Here is a 15,911-nt window from a genome sequence, read left to right on the forward strand (position 1 = left end):
CGGCAGACGGTGTCATGTCAGGGGCCTGTGCCGGGGTGGTGCCGGGAAAGTGGGGGATTTGTATTCGGGACGGTGGAAACGCGGTGTCAGCTGGCGGAAACGGCCAGCGGCGGGCGTTCGGTCCCGGGGGTGAGGGCTTCGGCGGGATCTGAGCCGAGGGAGAGAATGCGGTTGTCAGCGTCGACATGCACCACGGTCGGGACGAATGCCCGTGCTTCTTCGGTGGACATATCGGCATAGGTGATCAGGATGACGGTGTCTCCGATGTTCACCATATGGGCGGCAGCACCGTTGATGCCGATCACCCCTGAACCGCGCTCGCCTGCAATGGTGTAAGTCTCAAGCCGTGCGCCGTTGTCCACATCGACGATCGAGACGAGTTCGCCGGGAAGGATATCTGCGGCATCGAGCAGATCCAGGTCGACGGTCACGGAGCCGACGTAATGGAGATTCGAGTGTGTGACGGTGGCGCGGTGGATCTTGGACTTAAACATTTTGCGGTTCATGGCGTGAACAAGTGTACGCCCGCCGGAGGTCCCCAGAGGGGGGAATGTGAGGAAAATGGAGCGGGCGACGGGAATCGAACCCGCGTATCGAGCTTGGGAAGCTAGCGCTCTACCATTGAGCTACGCCCGCGTGGCCACTGAAGCAGCGGCACAGGAAACCACTTTACATGCCTTCAGCACCACCAGCACAACCGGGTGTAACGGGCGGACAAAACCGGATCAGGCGTGCCGCGCTTCGCCGCTGCCCTGGCGGGCGCGGTCCACCAGCTCCCGCCAGCCGCCCTTCAAAGAGGCCTCCGGAATGGTGACGGCGTTCTGGCCCACCCAGATTTCGTAGGTGAAGCGGTCGGGCACGCCCGCTGGGGGATCGGCTGACGGCGGGTCCTGAAGCAGGGGAAGCCAGCGTTCCTCGGCTTCCTGGGAACTCACCTCGCTGCTCCATTTGCGCCGCATCCCGGCAATCCCGCCGCTGCGCACCACAACCAGTTTCATACCATGACATTAACCTCTAGCCAGGCCGCCTGCACAGCAGAACTTTCTTCCCCTCCGGCCCCGTAGCGTTTTTCCGCTGCCGTCATGGTGGCCGCCGCGAAGACCGCAAAGGTGGCATCCAGCGGGAAATTCGGTTCGGTAATCGTGTCGTACCAGATTTGTCCCGCGCGCTCCCAGGCGAAACCGCCGAGCCGGGAAGCCGTCAGGTAAAACGCGTGGTTCGGGATTCCAGAGTTGAGGTGCACCCCGCCGTTATCGGAGCTGGTTTCAACGTAACCGGACATATCCGCAGGCTGCGGGTCCTTACCCAGCACATCGTCGTCGTAAGCGGTGCCGGGAGCGGAAAGGGAACGGAGCCCCCGCCCGCTGACTTCGGGGGTGAACAGCCCCTCGCCGATGAGCCAGGACGCTTCCGTGACGCTCTGGCCCAGCAGCTTCTGCTCCACCAGCGCGCCGAAGACATCGGAGACCGATTCGTTCAGCGCGCCGGCCTGGCCCTGGTAGACCAGCCGGGCGGTGTTCTGGATGACGCCGTGGGCCAGTTCATGCCCAATGACAGTCAGCGACTTGCTGAAGCGCTGGAAGACCTCGCCGTCGCCGTCGCCCAGGACCATCTGGGTGCCGTTCCAGAAGGCGTTGTCATAATCGCGTCCGTAGTGGACAGTCGCAAGCAGCGGCTGGCCCGCACCGTCGACGGAGGAGCGGCCGTAGGCATCGTTGAACAGCGCGTAGGTCGCTCCCAGCCCGTCGTAGGTTTCATCAACGGCAGGATCAGAGGTGGGCGGTGCGCCTTCCATCCGGACCGGAAGCCCTGGAAGCTCCTGCTTCTGCCCGGCGTCGAAAACGGTGCGGCGCAGCTTTGGCGTGAAGGCGGTGCCCGAGCCCGGGGCAGGCGCAGCACGGTGCCGCCGCCGGGCTGTGGAATCGGTGCCGAGCTCCAACAGGGTCCGCCGGGCCGCTTCCGCCGCAGCCGCCACTCGGTCGGGACGCTCGGCGATGCGGGCCAACAGATACGGCGGGACAATCGAGCAGGTGTCCGGGGACTTTCTTCTCGGGGAAATCGTTGAGCAGGTCACGTTACAGCCCTCCATCTGTAGTGAGATTCCCCAGAGTAGACGCCGCCACCCCCACCGCAAGGCTGCCACCGGCAAAAACGGCTTCCCTTATCCGTAAGGCAACCAAGCGGACCCGCAATCCCCGGTTTTAGCCTGCTGCCGTGTTATTCAGCGGGGGTTCCCGGCTCCGTGTCCCCGGCAGCACCGCTAAAAGCGGCGACGACGGCGGCGACGCCTTCCGGCCCCAGCTCCAGGCCAAGCGAATTGCCCGGGTTGATGGCAAGCCCGTAGCCGGGTGCGATGCTGCGCAGGGTGGCTTCCCCGGACGCCTTCACCATGATCGGTGCAGTATCGCGGATGCGCTGCGGGATCCGCTGCGCGTCAGTAAAGGTTGCCGCCACCGGGGCTGCGCCTTCGGGGGATTTCAACACCAGGGCCTGGAAACTGGCCGGATCGTCTTCGACCGTCAGGCGCCCGACGCTGAGGAGCTCGGAATTCCAGATCGCCGCAATGACGTCCTGGTTGCTGATGGTCCCCGCCTGGCCCTCCGTGATGGCCTGTTCAAGGGCAGTAGCCGGAACCGGTGAGTTCGCCGGGGCTTCTGCGCTCTCCGCTGCGTCTGGGGTGCTGCCGGTTTCGTTCTCCATGAGGGCTCCTTGGAAGGATCGGATGCATAAACGGCCAGTCTTCCACAGCCCCGCCGCGGCGAAGAAGCGGTATACAAAGGCGGCCGCTACCCTAAAGTCAGCGAAGCCGGGGTGGAGCGCCCGGGCAGCCCCAGCAGGCAGCCGCTGACACAGCAGACGGAGCAGCGATGAGCGTAGACAAAAATACCCGCGGCCTGGAGCCGGGAATCGAGCGGGACTTCACCCGGAAGATGAGCTACGGCTCTTATCTGGGACTCGATGAGCTGCTCTCCGCCCAGCACCCGGTCAGCCGGCCGGAGCACCACGATGAAATGCTCTTCATCATCCAGCACCAGACCTCCGAGCTGTGGCTGAAACTGGTGCTGCATGAACTGCGCGGGGTCCGCACACGGCTGATGGGCGATGACCTGCGCGCTGCGATGAAGGGCATCGCCCGGATCAAGCACATCCAGCGCTCGCTGACCGAACAGTGGTCGGTGCTGGCGACGCTGACGCCGTCCGAATACGCGGAGTTCCGCGGCGATCTGGGGGCATCCTCCGGGTTCCAGTCCTACCAGTACCGGGCGGTCGAGTTCCTGCTGGGCAACAAGAACGCGGCCATGCTGGACGTCTTCGCAGCCGATCCGCAGGCGCAGGACCTGCTGGCCGAGCTGCTGAACCAGAGCAGCATCTATGACGAGTTCATCCGGGCGCTGCACCGCCGGGGGTACGCCGTAGGAGCGGAGCTGCTGGACCGCGATGTCACCCAGGCGCACGTTTTTGATGAGTCCCTTATGCATGTATTCCGTGAGGTGTATGAAGAGCCCGCGGCTAACTGGGACATTTATGAAGCCTGCGAGGAACTGGTGGATCTGGAGGACAACTTCCAGCTCTGGCGGTTCCGGCACCTGCTCACCGTCCAGCGCACGATCGGCATGAAGCGCGGCACCGGAGGGTCCTCCGGCGCCGGCTTCCTGCGCAGCGCCCTGGACCTGACGTTTTTTCCAGAGCTTTACGCGGTCCGGACGGAAATCGGGCGGGGGTGAGGATGCGCTATTTTTAGAGGGTGCTTATATCTGACCGCGACATTCGAGCCGAAATTGCTGACGAGCGCATCGTCCTGGATCCCTATGACCCCGGCATGGTCCAGCCCTCCAGCGTCGATGTCAGGATTGACCGGTATTTCCGGCTCTTCGATAACCACAAGTACGCGCACATCGACCCTTCCCTGGACCAGCCGGACCTGACCCGTCTGGTGGAAGTGGCCCCGGATGAGCCCTTTATCCTGCATCCGGGCGAGTTCGTGCTGGGATCCACCTATGAAAGCGTCACGCTGCCCGACGACGTTGCGGCCCGCCTGGAGGGCAAGTCTTCCCTCGGCAGGCTGGGCCTGCTGACCCACTCCACTGCGGGATTCATCGACCCCGGGTTCTCCGGGCATGTGACGCTGGAGCTCTCCAACATGGCGACCCTGCCGATTAAGCTCTGGCCGGGCTCGAAGATCGGCCAGCTGTGCTTCTTCAAGCTCAGCTCGCCCGCGGAGTTCGCCTACGGCAGCGGTGCCTACGGCAACCGGTACCAGGGCCAGCGGGGCCCGACGGCGTCGCGCAGCCACCTGAACTTCCACCGCACCAGCATCTAGCCGCTCGGCGCCGTTCCGCCGCCCCGGGAGCGTGTGTCCGGCGGTTTGCGAATCACGGTGGACAGGGGTGCGCCTTGATGCCATGTTGTGCGCATGGAACCTGCAGAACAAGCTGGGCTAAAGGACTATCTGGCTTCCCTGGACCACCCGATGGCATCGGCTGTACGGAGCCTTCGAACGGCCATACTCTCTGTGGATCCGCAGATCCGCGAGAACATCAAGTGGCATGCGCCGAACTTTGCCCTGCGCGACGACTTTGCCACCTTCAACCTGTCCCGGCCGGACACCCTCCAGGTGGTGCTGCACACCGGTGCCAAACCCAAGCCCGGGCACCGTGAAATCACCATTACTGACCCGCATAAGCTGCTCCGGTGGTCGGGACGGAACCGGGGCGTGGTGACCTTCCCAACCAAGGCAGCAGCCGAGGCCGCGCTGGAGGACTTTACCGACATCGTGCGGCAATGGGCCTCCCAGCTCGAGTAGCGCTAGATTTCCGGGACCACGGCCCGGGGAGTCTTGCCTGGGGCCCGGACCGGCAGCAGTGCCAGCAGGCCCAGCGCCAGGACGAGCAGGATGCCGATAATTCCATAGCGCTGCGCCCCGAAGATAGTGATGAACAGGGCGAAGAGCGACGGCGCCAAGAAGCTCACGGCCCGGCCGGTGGTGGCGTACAGGCCGAACAGTTCGCCTTCCTCGCCGTCCGGTGCCAGGCGCGCGAGGAAGGCCCGGGAAGCCGACTGGGCCGGCCCGACAAACAGGCACAGGGTCAAGCCGAAGATCCAGAACGTTGTGTCACCGGTCCACGTGAAACCAAACAGAGTCCTCTCGCCTGGGCCAAGCACGGCGATGGCCGTTCCCGCCAGCATCAGGCCCGTCAAGGACCAAACGATCACCGGTTTGGGGCCGATCCTGTCGTCCAGGAACCCGCCGGCGAAAGCGCCGGCTGCCGCGACGATATTGCCGAAGATGGCGAACATAATGACCTGGGGGAGCTCCCAGCCGAACGTGCCGGCGGCAATGACGCCGCCGAATGTAAAGACCGCCGCCAGCCCGTCACGGAACACGGCGCTGGCGAGCAGGAACCAGATGGTGTGCGGGCTGGTCTTGTAGATCGCTTTGATCCGGCGGAAGAGCAGGCCGTAGGAGGCGAAGAAACCAATCTTGGCCGAACGCGCCCGCGGGACCTCCGGGACCATGAAGAAAATGGGCAGCGAGAACGCCAGGAACCAGACGGCCGAAAACAGTGCAACCGCACGGATGTTCTGGCCGTTATCCGACGTGACGCCGAACCAGCCGACATCCGGATTAATGAAACCGACCAGGACAATTGCGAGGGCGGCGATACCGCCGACGTACCCCATCGCCCAGCCGAATCCGCTGATCTTGCCAACGGTTCCCGGCGTGGAAACCTGTTTGAGCATCGCGTAGTAGTTCACGTTCGCGAACTCGAAGAAGACGTTGGCCAGGGCAATCAGGGCCACTCCCAGCAGCAGGAAGTCAGGACTGGGGTAGACGAAGAAACACAGACCCGTGGCGGCGCAGACAGCAAGCGTGTTGACGCCCAGCCACAGCCTTCGCCGGCCGCCGGCATCCGAACGCTGGCCGGTGACCGGGGCCAGGACAGCCACCAGGACGCCGGCAACCGCGAGGGCGGCGCCCAGCACCGCGGACGCCCGCGCCTCGCCGCCGAACGGCGCCGAAGTGAGATACACGGTAAAGACGAATGTCGTCATCACGGCATTGAAAGCTGCCGCCCCCCAGTCCCAGGAAGCCCACGCCCAAACTTCCCGCTTCCGGATAGCGGCGGGGGGCCCCGGGTGCCCGGGTGTTGTGTATGTGATCGATGTCATGGTCCAGATGCTAGCCGCAGCGTGCGACCAGAGAGTGAACAGGCGCGGCGAAACGCCCAGTCCGGCACACCGGCGAATGTGGCCGCGGCGTAGGCCAAGGGTAGAATGGACCAAGCTCTTTGCCCACAACGTTGATAACTGAAGCTGAGTTCTGACCTGTATACCTAAGAGAACCCGGAGACCTACGTGCTTGTTGTGCTCACCGTCTTATTCACGGTGGCATTAGTAGCGCCGTTATTCTTCCGCCGGATTGGCAGGTCAGCCTTCTACATTCTGGCCGCAGTACCCGCAGGGGCTTTCATCTGGCTCATGGCCACGTTCCCCCGGTACACCGGTGCGGACCAAACCCTTTCGTCGGGCGCCCCGAATGCCCCGCCGTCAGTAGTCATCCCCTGGATTCCCGACCTGCGCGTGGAACTGGCCTTCCGCATGGACGCCCTGTCAGCGGACCTGTCCATCCTCATCCTCGGTGTCGGTTCACTGGTCCTGTTCTACTGCGCCCGCTACTTCCGCCCGGAAGACCCGAAGATGGGTGCGTTCGGCGCCCAGCTGCTGGCCTTCGCTGCAGCAATGTTCGGCCTCGTTACGGCAGATGACTTGATTCTGCTGTTTATCTTCTGGGAACTGACCACCATCCTGTCCTATCTGCTGATCGGCTACGCGGCCCACCGCCTTTCGGCCCGCCGGGCGGCACTGCAGGCGCTGATTGTCACCACTTTCGGCGGACTGGCGATGCTCGTGGGCATGATTATGCTCGGCTCCGTCGCCGGCACCTACCGGATCTCCGAGATTATGGCGATGGCTCCGGAACTGGTGGCCAGCGGCGTGATCGTGGACGTGGCGATTGTGCTGATGCTGATCGGCGCCGTCTCCAAGTCCGCCCTGCTGCCGTTCCACTTCTGGCTGCCAGCCGCGATGGCCGCGCCCACCCCCGTGAGTGCGTACCTGCACGCAGCGGCCATGGTGAAGGCAGGCATTTACCTGGTGGCACGGCTGGCACCGGGATTCTCCGAGACGGCGTACTGGAGCGCTGTCATCTCCGTGCTCGGCCTTGCCACCCTGCTGTTGGGCGGCTGGCGGGCGCTGCGCCAGCATGACCTGAAGCTGATGCTGGCATACGGAACGGTGAGCCAGCTCGGGTTCCTGACCCTCGTCGTCGGACTCGGCAACCGGGAAGCCGCCGTGGCCGGCATCGGCCTGCTCCTGGCGCATGGCTTCTTCAAGGCCACCCTGTTCCTGGTCGTGGGGATCATCGACCACCAGTCGGGCACGCGCGACATCCGCAAGCTCTCCGGCGTCGGCCGCTCCGCTCCGGTGCTGGCCGTTGTGGCCGCAGTCGGTGCCGCTTCGATGGCAGGACTGCCGCCGTTGCTGGGTTTCGTAGCGAAGGAATCGGTATACGAGACCTACATCCACTTCGCCGAGCAAGAGAACAACATCACCGGCTGGATCCTCCTCATCGGCGTCGTCGCCGGGGCCGTCCTGACCTTCGCCTACAGTGCCCGCTTCCTCTGGGGCGGGTTCGCCACCAAGCCGTCCAGCTCACCCACCGCGTTCAAGTCAGTCCCATGGCCCTTCCTGGCTCCGCCGGCGCTGCTGGCTGCTGCCACCGTGGTCTTCGGTCTCTGGCCCCGGCCGCTGGATGCCGTCATCACCCCCTATGCAGACCTTTATCCCGCCGACGGGGAAGCAACGCACCTGGCGCTGTGGCATGGATTCACGCTTGCCCTGGGGCTGACCGCCGTCACGATCGCCGTCGGCCTGCTGCTGTTCTGGCAGCGCACGCGGGTGGAGAGGTTCCAGACGCTCACCGCGAGCCCGCTCGATGCCGAGCGGTCCTACCGCGGACTTATCGGGGTGCTCGACGACGCGGCAGTCTGGGTCACCGGCCGCACCCAGCGCGGTTCACTGACGTTCTACCTGTTCGTGATCCTGAGCATGGCGATCATCAGCCCGCTTGCCGCCGTCCTTTTCCGTGGCGCACCGATGCCGGACGAGTTCCACTGGTTCGATTCCCCCATCCAGGCCGTCATCGGCGTCGCCGTGGTGATCGGTTCCCTCGGTGCGGCGCGGGCCAACAAGCGCTTCCTGGCCGTGCTTATGGTCAGCGTCAGCGGCTACGGAATTGCCCTGATCTTCGCGCTGCAGGGTGCGCCGGACCTGGCCCTGACGCAGATGCTGGTGGAGACCATCGTCCTGGTGGCCTTCGTGCTGGCGCTGCGTTCCCTGCCTGCCAGGCTGTGGAAACGGGAACCCTCCGGCCAGCGGATCCTGCGGGCGCTGCTGGGCATCAGCTTTGGCGCCGCGATGGTGGTGTTCGCGATGTCGGCGATGGCCTCCCGGGTTGCCGAACCGATCTCCCTGGCTTACCCCGAACTCGCTTACGAGGGCGGCGGGGGACTGAACATCGTCAACGTCACCCTGGTCGATATCCGCGCCTGGGACACCTTCGGGGAAATCTCCGTGCTGACCATGGCCGCCACCGGCGTCGCCTCCCTGATCTTTATCCGGGGGCGGGGAGACAAACGGCGCCGCGCCGACGACGTCGCCACCGGATCCGTGGACCGGGGGCGCGAACATTTTGCCTCTTCCGAACGTGAAGCGGCCACACTGGCCCTGGCCCGCAAGTTCTCCAGCGTTGCCCGCGAGGCCTGGCTGGTGGCCGGGCGGACCCTGGCCCCGGAACGGCGCTCGATTATTTTCGAAGTGATCACCCGCCTGCTCTTCCACTCGGTGATCATCTTCTCCGTCTACCTGCTGCTCGCCGGGCACAACGCCCCCGGCGGCGGATTCGCCGGCGGCCTGATGGCCGGGCTGGCCCTGACCATCCGTTACCTGGCCGGCGGCCGGTTCGAACTGGCCGAAGCCACCCCTGTCAGCGCCGGAATGCTCCTGGGTGGAGGGTTGGGCCTGGCCGCGCTCTCCGCTGCTGCACCCCTGTTTTTCGGCGGAGAGATCCTGCAGACCGCCATTCTCAGTTTCACCTGGCCGGTCTTCGGCGACGTCAAGTTCGTCACCTCCACGATCTTCGACATTGGGGTTTACCTGGTGGTGGTTGGGCTGGTGCTCGACGTGCTTCGCAGCCTCGGCTCCGAGATCGATGAACGCAGCGAGGGCGGTTCCTCAGCCGAGGACATTGAACCAGAACCGGAACTGCTGGATGCGGACGGAGTGACCCGATGAGCGTAAACATCACGCTGCTGCTGATCATGGGCGCACTGTTCGCGGCCGGAATCTACCTGCTCCTTGAACGAAGCCTTACCCGGGTGGTGCTCGGGCTGACCATGATGACGAACGCCACGAACATCCTGCTGCTCGCCACCGGCGGCTACCAGGGACTGGCTCCGATCTTCGGCGCCGAGATTCCGCCCGAGGACTACAACGACCCGCTGCCGCAGGCCTTTATCCTCACCTCGATCGTCATCTCCTTCTCCGTGACCGCCTTTATGCTCGGCATCATTTACCGATCCTGGGTCCTCGGACGGCAGGACGAGGTCCAGGACGACATCGAAGACCGCCGCGTGGCCAGCCAGAGCAGCTACGACGCGGAAGACGACGCCGATGTCCCCGAGGACACAACGGAGTTCACCCCGGCCGAAGAAGCCGAAGAAGCACCCGGTTCGCAGCGCGGTCCGGGCCCCGGAACCACAGGAGAGGCAAAACGATGAACGCTTCCAGTTTTGCCCCGCTCGCCGTGGTGATGCCCTTCTTCGGCGCGGCGCTGGCCTTCATCCTGATCCGGCACCAGCGGTCCCAGCGGATCGTCAGCATCAGCGTCCTGGCCCTGACCCTGCTGCTCGAGTGCTTCCTGTTGACCGCAGTCTGGGACACCGGCGCGCAGGCAGTGAACATTGGCGGCTGGCTGCCGCCCTTCGGCATCACCATGGTCGTGGACCAGTTCTCCGCCCTGATGCTGGTGGTCTCCACGGCGATCAGCCTCTCGGTGCTGATCTATGCCGCCGGCCAGGGCATGACCGACGGTGACGAAGACGGCCCCATTTCGATCTTCCACCCGACCTACCTGATCCTGGTGGCCGGGGTGTCCAATGCGTTCCTGGCCGGGGACCTCTTCAACCTCTATGTGGGCTTCGAAATCCTGCTGACCGCCAGTTATGTGCTGATGACCCTTGGCGGGACGACGCCGCGTATCCGGGCCGGCGTGACCTATGTGGTGGTCAGCGTTATTTCATCCTTGCTGTTCCTGATCGCCATCGCCATGATCTACGCGGCCGCCGGCACGGTGAACATGGCGGACCTCGCCATCAAGCTCGGCGACCTGGACCCAGGCACACAGATGATGCTGCACCTGATGCTGCTGGTGGCCTTTGGCATCAAGGCGGCTGTGTTCCCGCTGTCCTTCTGGCTGCCCGACTCCTACCCAACGGCGCCGGCACCGGTCACCGCCGTGTTCGCAGGGCTGCTGACCAAGGTGGGCGTCTACGCCATGGTGCGCACCGAAACGCTCCTGTTCCCGGGCGATCGGATCAATACCCTGCTGATGGTGGTCGCCGGGCTGACAATGCTGGTGGGCATCCTGGGTGCGCTGGCACAGACTGACATCAAACGTATGCTCTCCTTCACCCTGGTCAGCCACATCGGCTTTATGGTGTTCGGACTCGCGATCGCCTCCGTGGTCGGCATCGGCGCCGCGGTCTTCTACGTGGTGCACCACATCACCGTCCAGACCAGCCTCTTCCTGGTCACCGGGCTCATCGAACGGCGAGGCGGCACCGCCAACATGGACCGGCTCGGCGGGCTGGCGAAACTCTCCCCGCTGCTGGCCGTGCTCTACTTCATCCCCGCCATCAACCTCGCCGGAATCCCACCGTTCTCCGGGTTCCTGGGCAAGCTGGGGCTGATGCAGGCCGGCGTCGAACTGGGAACCCCGCTGGCCTACATCCTGGTGGCGGCGAGCGTGCTCACTTCGCTGCTAACCCTGCTGGTGATGGCACGCGTCTGGAACCGTGCGTTCTGGCGCACCCCCGAAGACGCCGTGCACCCGGACCCGATCCTGCTGGCCACCACCACGGACGGCAGCGCCGTCCGGGATTCCGGCAACGTCCGCGAACACCAGAGCGGGCGCTTCGCCGGACGATCCACGGTGAACCTGCTTCCCCGCTCCATGGTCTACCCCACGGTGGGTCTGGTAGCCCTGGGCATTGCGCTGAGCGTGTTCGCCGGGCCGCTGTTTTCGCTGAGTGACCGCGCCGCGCAGGACCTGCTGGACCGGACACCGTACATCGAGGCCGTCTTCGGCGAGGGGAGTGCCCCGTGACCAAAAAACCACGCATGCGCAACCATCCGCGGATTCCGCTGCTCAAGGAACTGCCGCTGATTATCTGGCTCGTCCTGCTCTGGGGTGCGCTGTGGCAGGACTTCAGCCTCGGCAACCTGGTCTTCGGGGCAGTCATCGCCTTCGTGGTCACCAACATCTTCTACCTGCCCCCGGTCGAGCTCAGCGGGCGGTTCAACCTTCTCTATGCGCTGGGCTTCGGGGCCAGGTTTATCTACAAACTGGTGGTAGCCTCCGTCCAGGTGTTGTGGCTGGCAGTTGTGCACGGACCGAACATCAAAAACGCAGTGGTGGCAGTGAAGCTCCGCAGCCACTCGGACCTGCTGGTCACGGCCACCGGCCACTCGCTCTCCCTCATTCCCGGTTCCCTGGTGGTGGACGTGGACCGTTCCACCTCCACGCTGTATCTGCACTGCCTGGGCGTTGGCACGCAGGAAGCCGCGGAGAAGGTGCGAGGCGACGTCCGGGCCACCGAGTCCTGGCTGATCCGCGCCATCGGAACCAAGGAAGACCTGGCGCTGGTGCGTGCCGAACAAAAGGACCTCAAAGAACTGCGGAACGGAGCCATCAGCTGATGAACGTAGTAATCATCGTGGCGGCCATCATGCTGGCAGTCGCGGCCGCGGGCGCTATCTTCCGGATTGTCCGCGGTCCTTCGATCCTGGACCGCGTCCTGGCATCGGACGTGCTGCTGGCGATCCTGGGCGGAGCGCTGGTGATTGAGATGGTCATAAACCGCAACCTCGACTACCTCGCGCTGCTGATCGCGATCTCCCTGATCGGATTCATCGGCTCGGTGGCCGTTGCCCGCTTCGTGACGGACCGGAGGTAGCCATGAGCGAACCCGTGATCGACGCGATTGTCGCGGTCCTGCTGCTCGGCGGAGCGCTGATGTCCCTGGCCGCCGCGATCGGCCTGATGCGCTTCCCCGACCTTATGAGCCGGATGCATGCTGCGTCCAAACCGCAGGTCCTGGGCCTGCTGCTGTTCCTGCTGGCCATGGCCGTGGAGTTCCGCAGCTGGGTCCTGTTGCCGGTTCTGGCCGTGTGCTGGATTTTCCAGCTGCTGACCGCTCCGGTCTCGGCGCACATGGTGGGCCGTGCGGGCTACCGGACCAAGCACCTGCGCCCCGAGCTGCTCAGCATTGACGAGCTCGACGACGTGGTGGAACGCGCCCAGCAGATGATGTTTGAGGCCGCGGACGACGACGAGGAAGATTCCGCCGCCGATCCGAAGATCGACGACGACCCGGGGCAGGAGCCGGACGGCACCTACTACACCGGCGACCTCGACGAGGAAGCAATGGAACGCTCACGCGCCCAAGCCAAAGAACGTCCCCGGCCGCCCGGCCGCAGCCGCGAAGGCTAGGAGCGCCGGACGCGGCCGCCGGAAAGCGGCCGCGCCCTGACAAGGCGCCTAGACGACCTCGGGGGTGCGGTTGTAGCGGGCAATGGCGCGCTGTGTACCGCGGTTGGTCAGCACCCGGATCACCTGGCTGACGGCACCGGAAACCAGTGCGAAGATGACAGCGGAGCGCAGGCTCACATCGAGGGCACCGTCCTTGTCCTTGGGCGGCTCGTTGCCCGTGGCCTTCGTCCAGATGAAGTCCAGGATCTTTGCGGAGGCCAGACCGGCGCCGACGCTCACGCCGGTTCCCAGCAGTTTCAGGATCAGGTTCATAAGTGCTCCTTGGCGTTTGTTCGGTGGTATCGCCTCCTACGCTACCCGCAGCGAACCCAAATCCACCCGAAACCCCGGTCCGCTGCGTGTACAGTGGACCTCGCAACATACGACAGGGGAGCGCCGCTTCCGCCGCACCGGGTAAACCGGAGCCGGGGAACTCGGGCGCTGAGAGTGCGGACCAAGCCGCAGACCCTCGAACCTGCTCCGGTTAGTACCGGCGAAGGGAGTCGAGATCTCAGGGGTGCACCGCCGCAGGCAGCGGCGGTTTCCCTCCCCTCCTGAATACAGGAGGAAAAATTCCATGCAGCACACGATTCAACATTCACCCGCCCGCATCCGCTCCTCATGGCGCGTAGTGGACATCGTCGTCGCTTCCGTGCTCGCGGTGGCCGTCGGCGTCGTCTTTTGGGCCTGGTCCCTCGCCTACGGCGGGGTTGAAGCCATCGTCCTTGCCTTCCCGCCGATCGGCGGCCTCTACACCGGCGGCTGGCTGATCGCCGGCGTGCTGGGCGGGCTGATCATCCGCAAACCCGGTGCCGCCGTGTACTGCGAAGTGCTGGCTGCGGCCGTCTCGGGCGTCCTCGGCACCCAGTTCGGCCTCTCCGTCCTGCTCTCCGGCGCCATTCAGGGCCTCGGCGCTGAACTGGTTTTCCTGCTTTTCCTCTACCGGAAGTTCACCCTGCCCGTAGCGCTCCTGGCGGGCCTGGGCTCCGGAATCTTCCTCGGCATCAGCGAATCGATCCTGTACAAGCCGGAATGGGCTTTCCAATGGCAGGCCCTGTACACCGTTTTCGCTGCTGTCTCCGGCCTGGTGCTGGCAGGCCTGCTGTCCTGGCTCGCCGTCCGGGCCCTGGCCCGGACCGGGGTGCTGTCCTCCTTCGCTGCCGGCCGCACCGCGGACGTATAAGCTCATGCAGCAACGCACGACGCCGGTGGCCGTCAGCGCCCGCAACTGGGGCTGGCGGCACGCCGGGCGGAAAAAAGCGGCTGTGGCCGGGGCGGATTTCGAGATCCGGCCCGGCGAACGGGTCTTGCTTCTCGGCGCTTCAGGCGCCGGTAAATCCACTCTGCTGCATGCCCTTGCCGGAGTCCTCGGTGAGGACACCGGCGGCACCGAAACCGGCTCGCTGACGCTCGATGGCGTCCACCCCCAGGCGGCGCGCGGCCGCGCCGGGCTGCTGCTGCAGGACCCGGACACCCAGATCGTGCTCTCCCGCGTGGGCGACGAGGTCGCCTTCGGTGCCGAGAACCTGGGCATCGCGCGGGAGGAGATCTGGGAACGCGTGCAGGCGGCGCTCGACGACGTCGGGCTGGCGGTTCCGCTGAACCACTCCACGGCAGCGCTGTCCGGCGGGCAGAAGCAGCGGCTTGCGCTGGCATCGATCCTGGCCATGCAGCCAGGACTGCTGCTGCTGGACGAACCAACAGCCAACCTGGACCCGGACGGGGTGCTGGAGATCCGCGACGCGGTCTCCCGTGTGCTGGACCGTACCGGGGCGACACTGATCGTGGTGGAGCACCGGGTCGCCGCGTGGGCTGAACTGGTTGATCGGGTTATCGTGCTCGACGCCGGCGGCGGGGTCCTGGCGGACGGCAAACCCTCTGACGTGCTCTCCGGAGCGGATACCCGCAGCCGGCTGGCCGAGGCCGGCGTCTGGCTTCCGGGGAGGCAGAACGCACCGGCGGGGGCCACTGCCGCGCCGCATGCCTCCGGGTCCGACGCGGCCTTCACATCCGACGCGGCCGATCTCCTGGTTGCAGCCCAGCTGACGGTGGCACGGACTGCGAAGGGCCCCGCGGTCCTTACCGGTGTGGACCTGCGGCTCCGGGCTGGGGAAGCGGTGGGCATCACCGGTCCCAACGGCGCTGGAAAGTCCACCCTGGCCCTTACCTTGGGCGGACTGCTGCGTCCCCGGGGCGGCGAGCTGGCTGCGTCGCCGTCCCTGGCCCGCGGGGCCGGCACTGTGCCGCATAAATGGAAGTCCGCGCAGCTGGTAACCCGGATGGGTACGGTCTTCCAGGAACCCGAGCACCAGTTCCTCACCGGCTCGGTCCGTGACGAGCTGGCCTTCGGGCCCCGGCGCGCCGGGCAAAGCGAGGCCGACGTCGAGAACGTCGTCGCGCGGCTGGCCGAACGGCTCCGGCTTCAGGAGCTGCTCCCGGTGAACCCTTTCACACTCTCCGGTGGCGAGAAGCGCCGGCTGTCGGTGGCCACCATGCTCGCCACCGCCCCGGACATCCTGCTCCTTGACGAACCCACCTTTGGGCAGGATGCCAACACCTGGCGTGAACTGGTGGCGCTGCTGACCGAGCAGCGGGACAGGCATGGCTGCACCGTGGTCTCGGTGACCCATGACCGTGAGTTCACCGCTGCCCTTGGTGGCCGGATCCTTCGGGTGGCCGGGGGACGGGTGGAGGAACTTCCGCCGGTTCGGGCCGGGGGAGCAGCCGCATGAGCGCGGCCACGCTACGTTCCGGCGGAGCACCTGCTGGCACCCGGGCCTCCGCCCTGAAGGCAGCGAACCCGCTTTCCACGCTGGGAGCCGCCGTGGCCGTGACGGCAGCCGTGCTCCTCACGGTGGACTGGGTGAGTGCCTCCGTGGTCCTGGCCGGGGAACTGCTCCTGCTGCCGTTGCTGCGCATCCACCCCTGGACGCTGCTGACCCGCATCTGGCCACTTATCATCGCCGCCGGCATCGGCGCCTACGGAACGGCCCTGCTGGCGGAGAAAACCGGAGCGGTCCTGCTGGACGCTGGCCCAATC

Annotated in this window: 16 protein-coding genes, 1 tRNA gene, 2 pseudogenes and 1 riboswitch; of the genes and pseudogenes, 12 read left to right on the forward strand and 7 right to left on the reverse strand. The window is 65.5% G+C overall.

The window, feature by feature from the left end:
* Positions 1-86 precede the first annotated feature (86 nt).
* The 5 genes from panD to RTN46_RS06625 all read right to left on the reverse strand — a co-directional run bounded on the left by panD (position 87) and on the right by RTN46_RS06625 (position 2,700).
* Positions 87-506: an aspartate 1-decarboxylase gene (gene panD / locus RTN46_RS06605; protein ID WP_312179997.1), complete on the reverse strand. Its 420-nt coding sequence runs from the start codon at positions 504-506 to the stop codon at positions 87-89.
* A gap of 56 nt (positions 507-562) precedes the next feature.
* Positions 563-636, reverse strand: a tRNA-Gly gene (locus RTN46_RS06610).
* 89 nt (positions 637-725) lie between these two features.
* Positions 726-998: a protealysin inhibitor emfourin gene (locus RTN46_RS06615; protein WP_312179999.1), complete on the reverse strand. Its 273-nt coding sequence runs from the start codon at positions 996-998 to the stop codon at positions 726-728.
* Entirely contained in the window at positions 995-2,074 is a 1,080-nt protein-coding gene (locus RTN46_RS06620) for a M4 family metallopeptidase (protein ID WP_312180001.1), read from the reverse strand. The genes RTN46_RS06615 and RTN46_RS06620 overlap by 4 nt, the downstream gene beginning before the upstream one ends.
* Positions 2,075-2,217: 143 nt before the next feature.
* Complete coding sequence (locus RTN46_RS06625; protein WP_312180002.1) at positions 2,218-2,700, reverse strand: SseB family protein; 483 nt, start codon at positions 2,698-2,700, stop codon at positions 2,218-2,220.
* Between the two features lie 167 nt (positions 2,701-2,867).
* Between RTN46_RS06625 and RTN46_RS06630 the strand changes: the two genes are divergently transcribed.
* The 3 genes from RTN46_RS06630 to RTN46_RS06640 all read left to right on the forward strand — a co-directional run bounded on the left by RTN46_RS06630 (position 2,868) and on the right by RTN46_RS06640 (position 4,804).
* On the forward strand, positions 2,868-3,725 hold the full coding sequence (locus RTN46_RS06630; RefSeq protein WP_312180004.1) for a tryptophan 2,3-dioxygenase family protein: 858 nt from the start codon (positions 2,868-2,870) through the stop codon (positions 3,723-3,725).
* 20 nt (positions 3,726-3,745) lie between these two features.
* A complete protein-coding gene (gene dcd / locus RTN46_RS06635) occupies positions 3,746-4,321 on the forward strand; it encodes a dCTP deaminase (RefSeq protein ID WP_312180006.1) in 576 nt (191 codons plus the stop codon).
* A 93-nt stretch (positions 4,322-4,414) separates the two neighbouring features.
* Positions 4,415-4,804 carry a DUF1801 domain-containing protein gene (locus tag RTN46_RS06640; RefSeq protein ID WP_312180008.1) on the forward strand — a complete coding sequence of 130 codons (390 nt, stop codon included), beginning with the start codon at positions 4,415-4,417 and terminating at the stop codon, positions 4,802-4,804.
* 2 nt (positions 4,805-4,806) lie between these two features.
* Here the strand turns inward: RTN46_RS06640 and RTN46_RS06645 are convergent, their stop codons facing one another.
* Complete coding sequence (locus RTN46_RS06645; protein WP_312180009.1) at positions 4,807-6,171, reverse strand: MFS transporter; 1,365 nt, start codon at positions 6,169-6,171, stop codon at positions 4,807-4,809.
* Between the two features lie 186 nt (positions 6,172-6,357).
* On the opposite strand from RTN46_RS06645, the gene RTN46_RS06650 reads away from it, so the two are divergent.
* The 6 genes and pseudogenes from RTN46_RS06650 to mnhG form a co-directional block, all read left to right on the forward strand.
* Positions 6,358-9,354: a Na+/H+ antiporter subunit A gene (locus RTN46_RS06650; RefSeq protein WP_312180010.1), complete on the forward strand. Its 2,997-nt coding sequence runs from the start codon at positions 6,358-6,360 to the stop codon at positions 9,352-9,354.
* Entirely contained in the window at positions 9,351-9,839 is a 489-nt protein-coding gene (locus RTN46_RS06655) for a Na(+)/H(+) antiporter subunit C (protein WP_312180012.1), read from the forward strand. The genes RTN46_RS06650 and RTN46_RS06655 overlap by 4 nt, the downstream gene beginning before the upstream one ends.
* Complete coding sequence (locus RTN46_RS06660; RefSeq protein ID WP_312180013.1) at positions 9,836-11,446, forward strand: Na+/H+ antiporter subunit D; 1,611 nt, start codon at positions 9,836-9,838, stop codon at positions 11,444-11,446. Before RTN46_RS06655 ends, RTN46_RS06660 begins: the two co-directional genes overlap by 4 nt.
* Before the next feature lie 14 nt (positions 11,447-11,460).
* Positions 11,461-12,039 carry a Na+/H+ antiporter subunit E gene (locus RTN46_RS06665; RefSeq protein ID WP_312180031.1) on the forward strand — a complete coding sequence of 193 codons (579 nt, stop codon included), beginning with the start codon at positions 11,461-11,463 and terminating at the stop codon, positions 12,037-12,039.
* On the forward strand, positions 12,039-12,296 hold the full coding sequence (locus RTN46_RS06670; RefSeq protein WP_396157421.1) for a monovalent cation/H+ antiporter complex subunit F: 258 nt from the start codon (positions 12,039-12,041) through the stop codon (positions 12,294-12,296). Before RTN46_RS06665 ends, RTN46_RS06670 begins: the two co-directional genes overlap by 1 nt.
* 2 nt (positions 12,297-12,298) lie before the next feature.
* A pseudogene (gene mnhG / locus RTN46_RS06675) lies at positions 12,299-12,661 on the forward strand (monovalent cation/H(+) antiporter subunit G); the annotation flags it as partial.
* A gap of 219 nt (positions 12,662-12,880) precedes the next feature.
* On the opposite strand, the gene RTN46_RS06680 reads toward mnhG, so the two are convergent.
* Positions 12,881-13,144, reverse strand: coding sequence for a DUF4235 domain-containing protein (locus tag RTN46_RS06680; RefSeq protein ID WP_312180015.1), 264 nt, complete (start codon positions 13,142-13,144; stop codon positions 12,881-12,883).
* A gap of 104 nt (positions 13,145-13,248) precedes the next feature.
* A riboswitch (TPP riboswitch) is annotated at positions 13,249-13,390 on the forward strand.
* 58 nt (positions 13,391-13,448) lie between these two features.
* On the opposite strand from RTN46_RS06680, the gene RTN46_RS06685 reads away from it, so the two are divergent.
* The 3 genes and pseudogenes from RTN46_RS06685 to RTN46_RS06695 all read left to right on the forward strand — a co-directional run.
* Complete coding sequence (locus tag RTN46_RS06685) at positions 13,449-14,054, forward strand: ECF transporter S component (RefSeq protein ID WP_312180017.1); 606 nt, start codon at positions 13,449-13,451, stop codon at positions 14,052-14,054.
* A gap of 4 nt (positions 14,055-14,058) precedes the next feature.
* Positions 14,059-15,603, forward strand: coding sequence for an ABC transporter ATP-binding protein (locus tag RTN46_RS06690; protein ID WP_312180019.1), 1,545 nt, complete (start codon positions 14,059-14,061; stop codon positions 15,601-15,603).
* Positions 15,600-15,911: pseudogene (locus RTN46_RS06695) on the forward strand (energy-coupling factor transporter transmembrane protein EcfT); the annotation flags it as partial. The gene RTN46_RS06690 and the pseudogene RTN46_RS06695, both read left to right, overlap by 4 nt.

Source organism: Arthrobacter sp., from assembly GCF_031988865.1.
GTDB lineage: Bacteria > Actinomycetota > Actinomycetes > Actinomycetales > Micrococcaceae > Arthrobacter_B.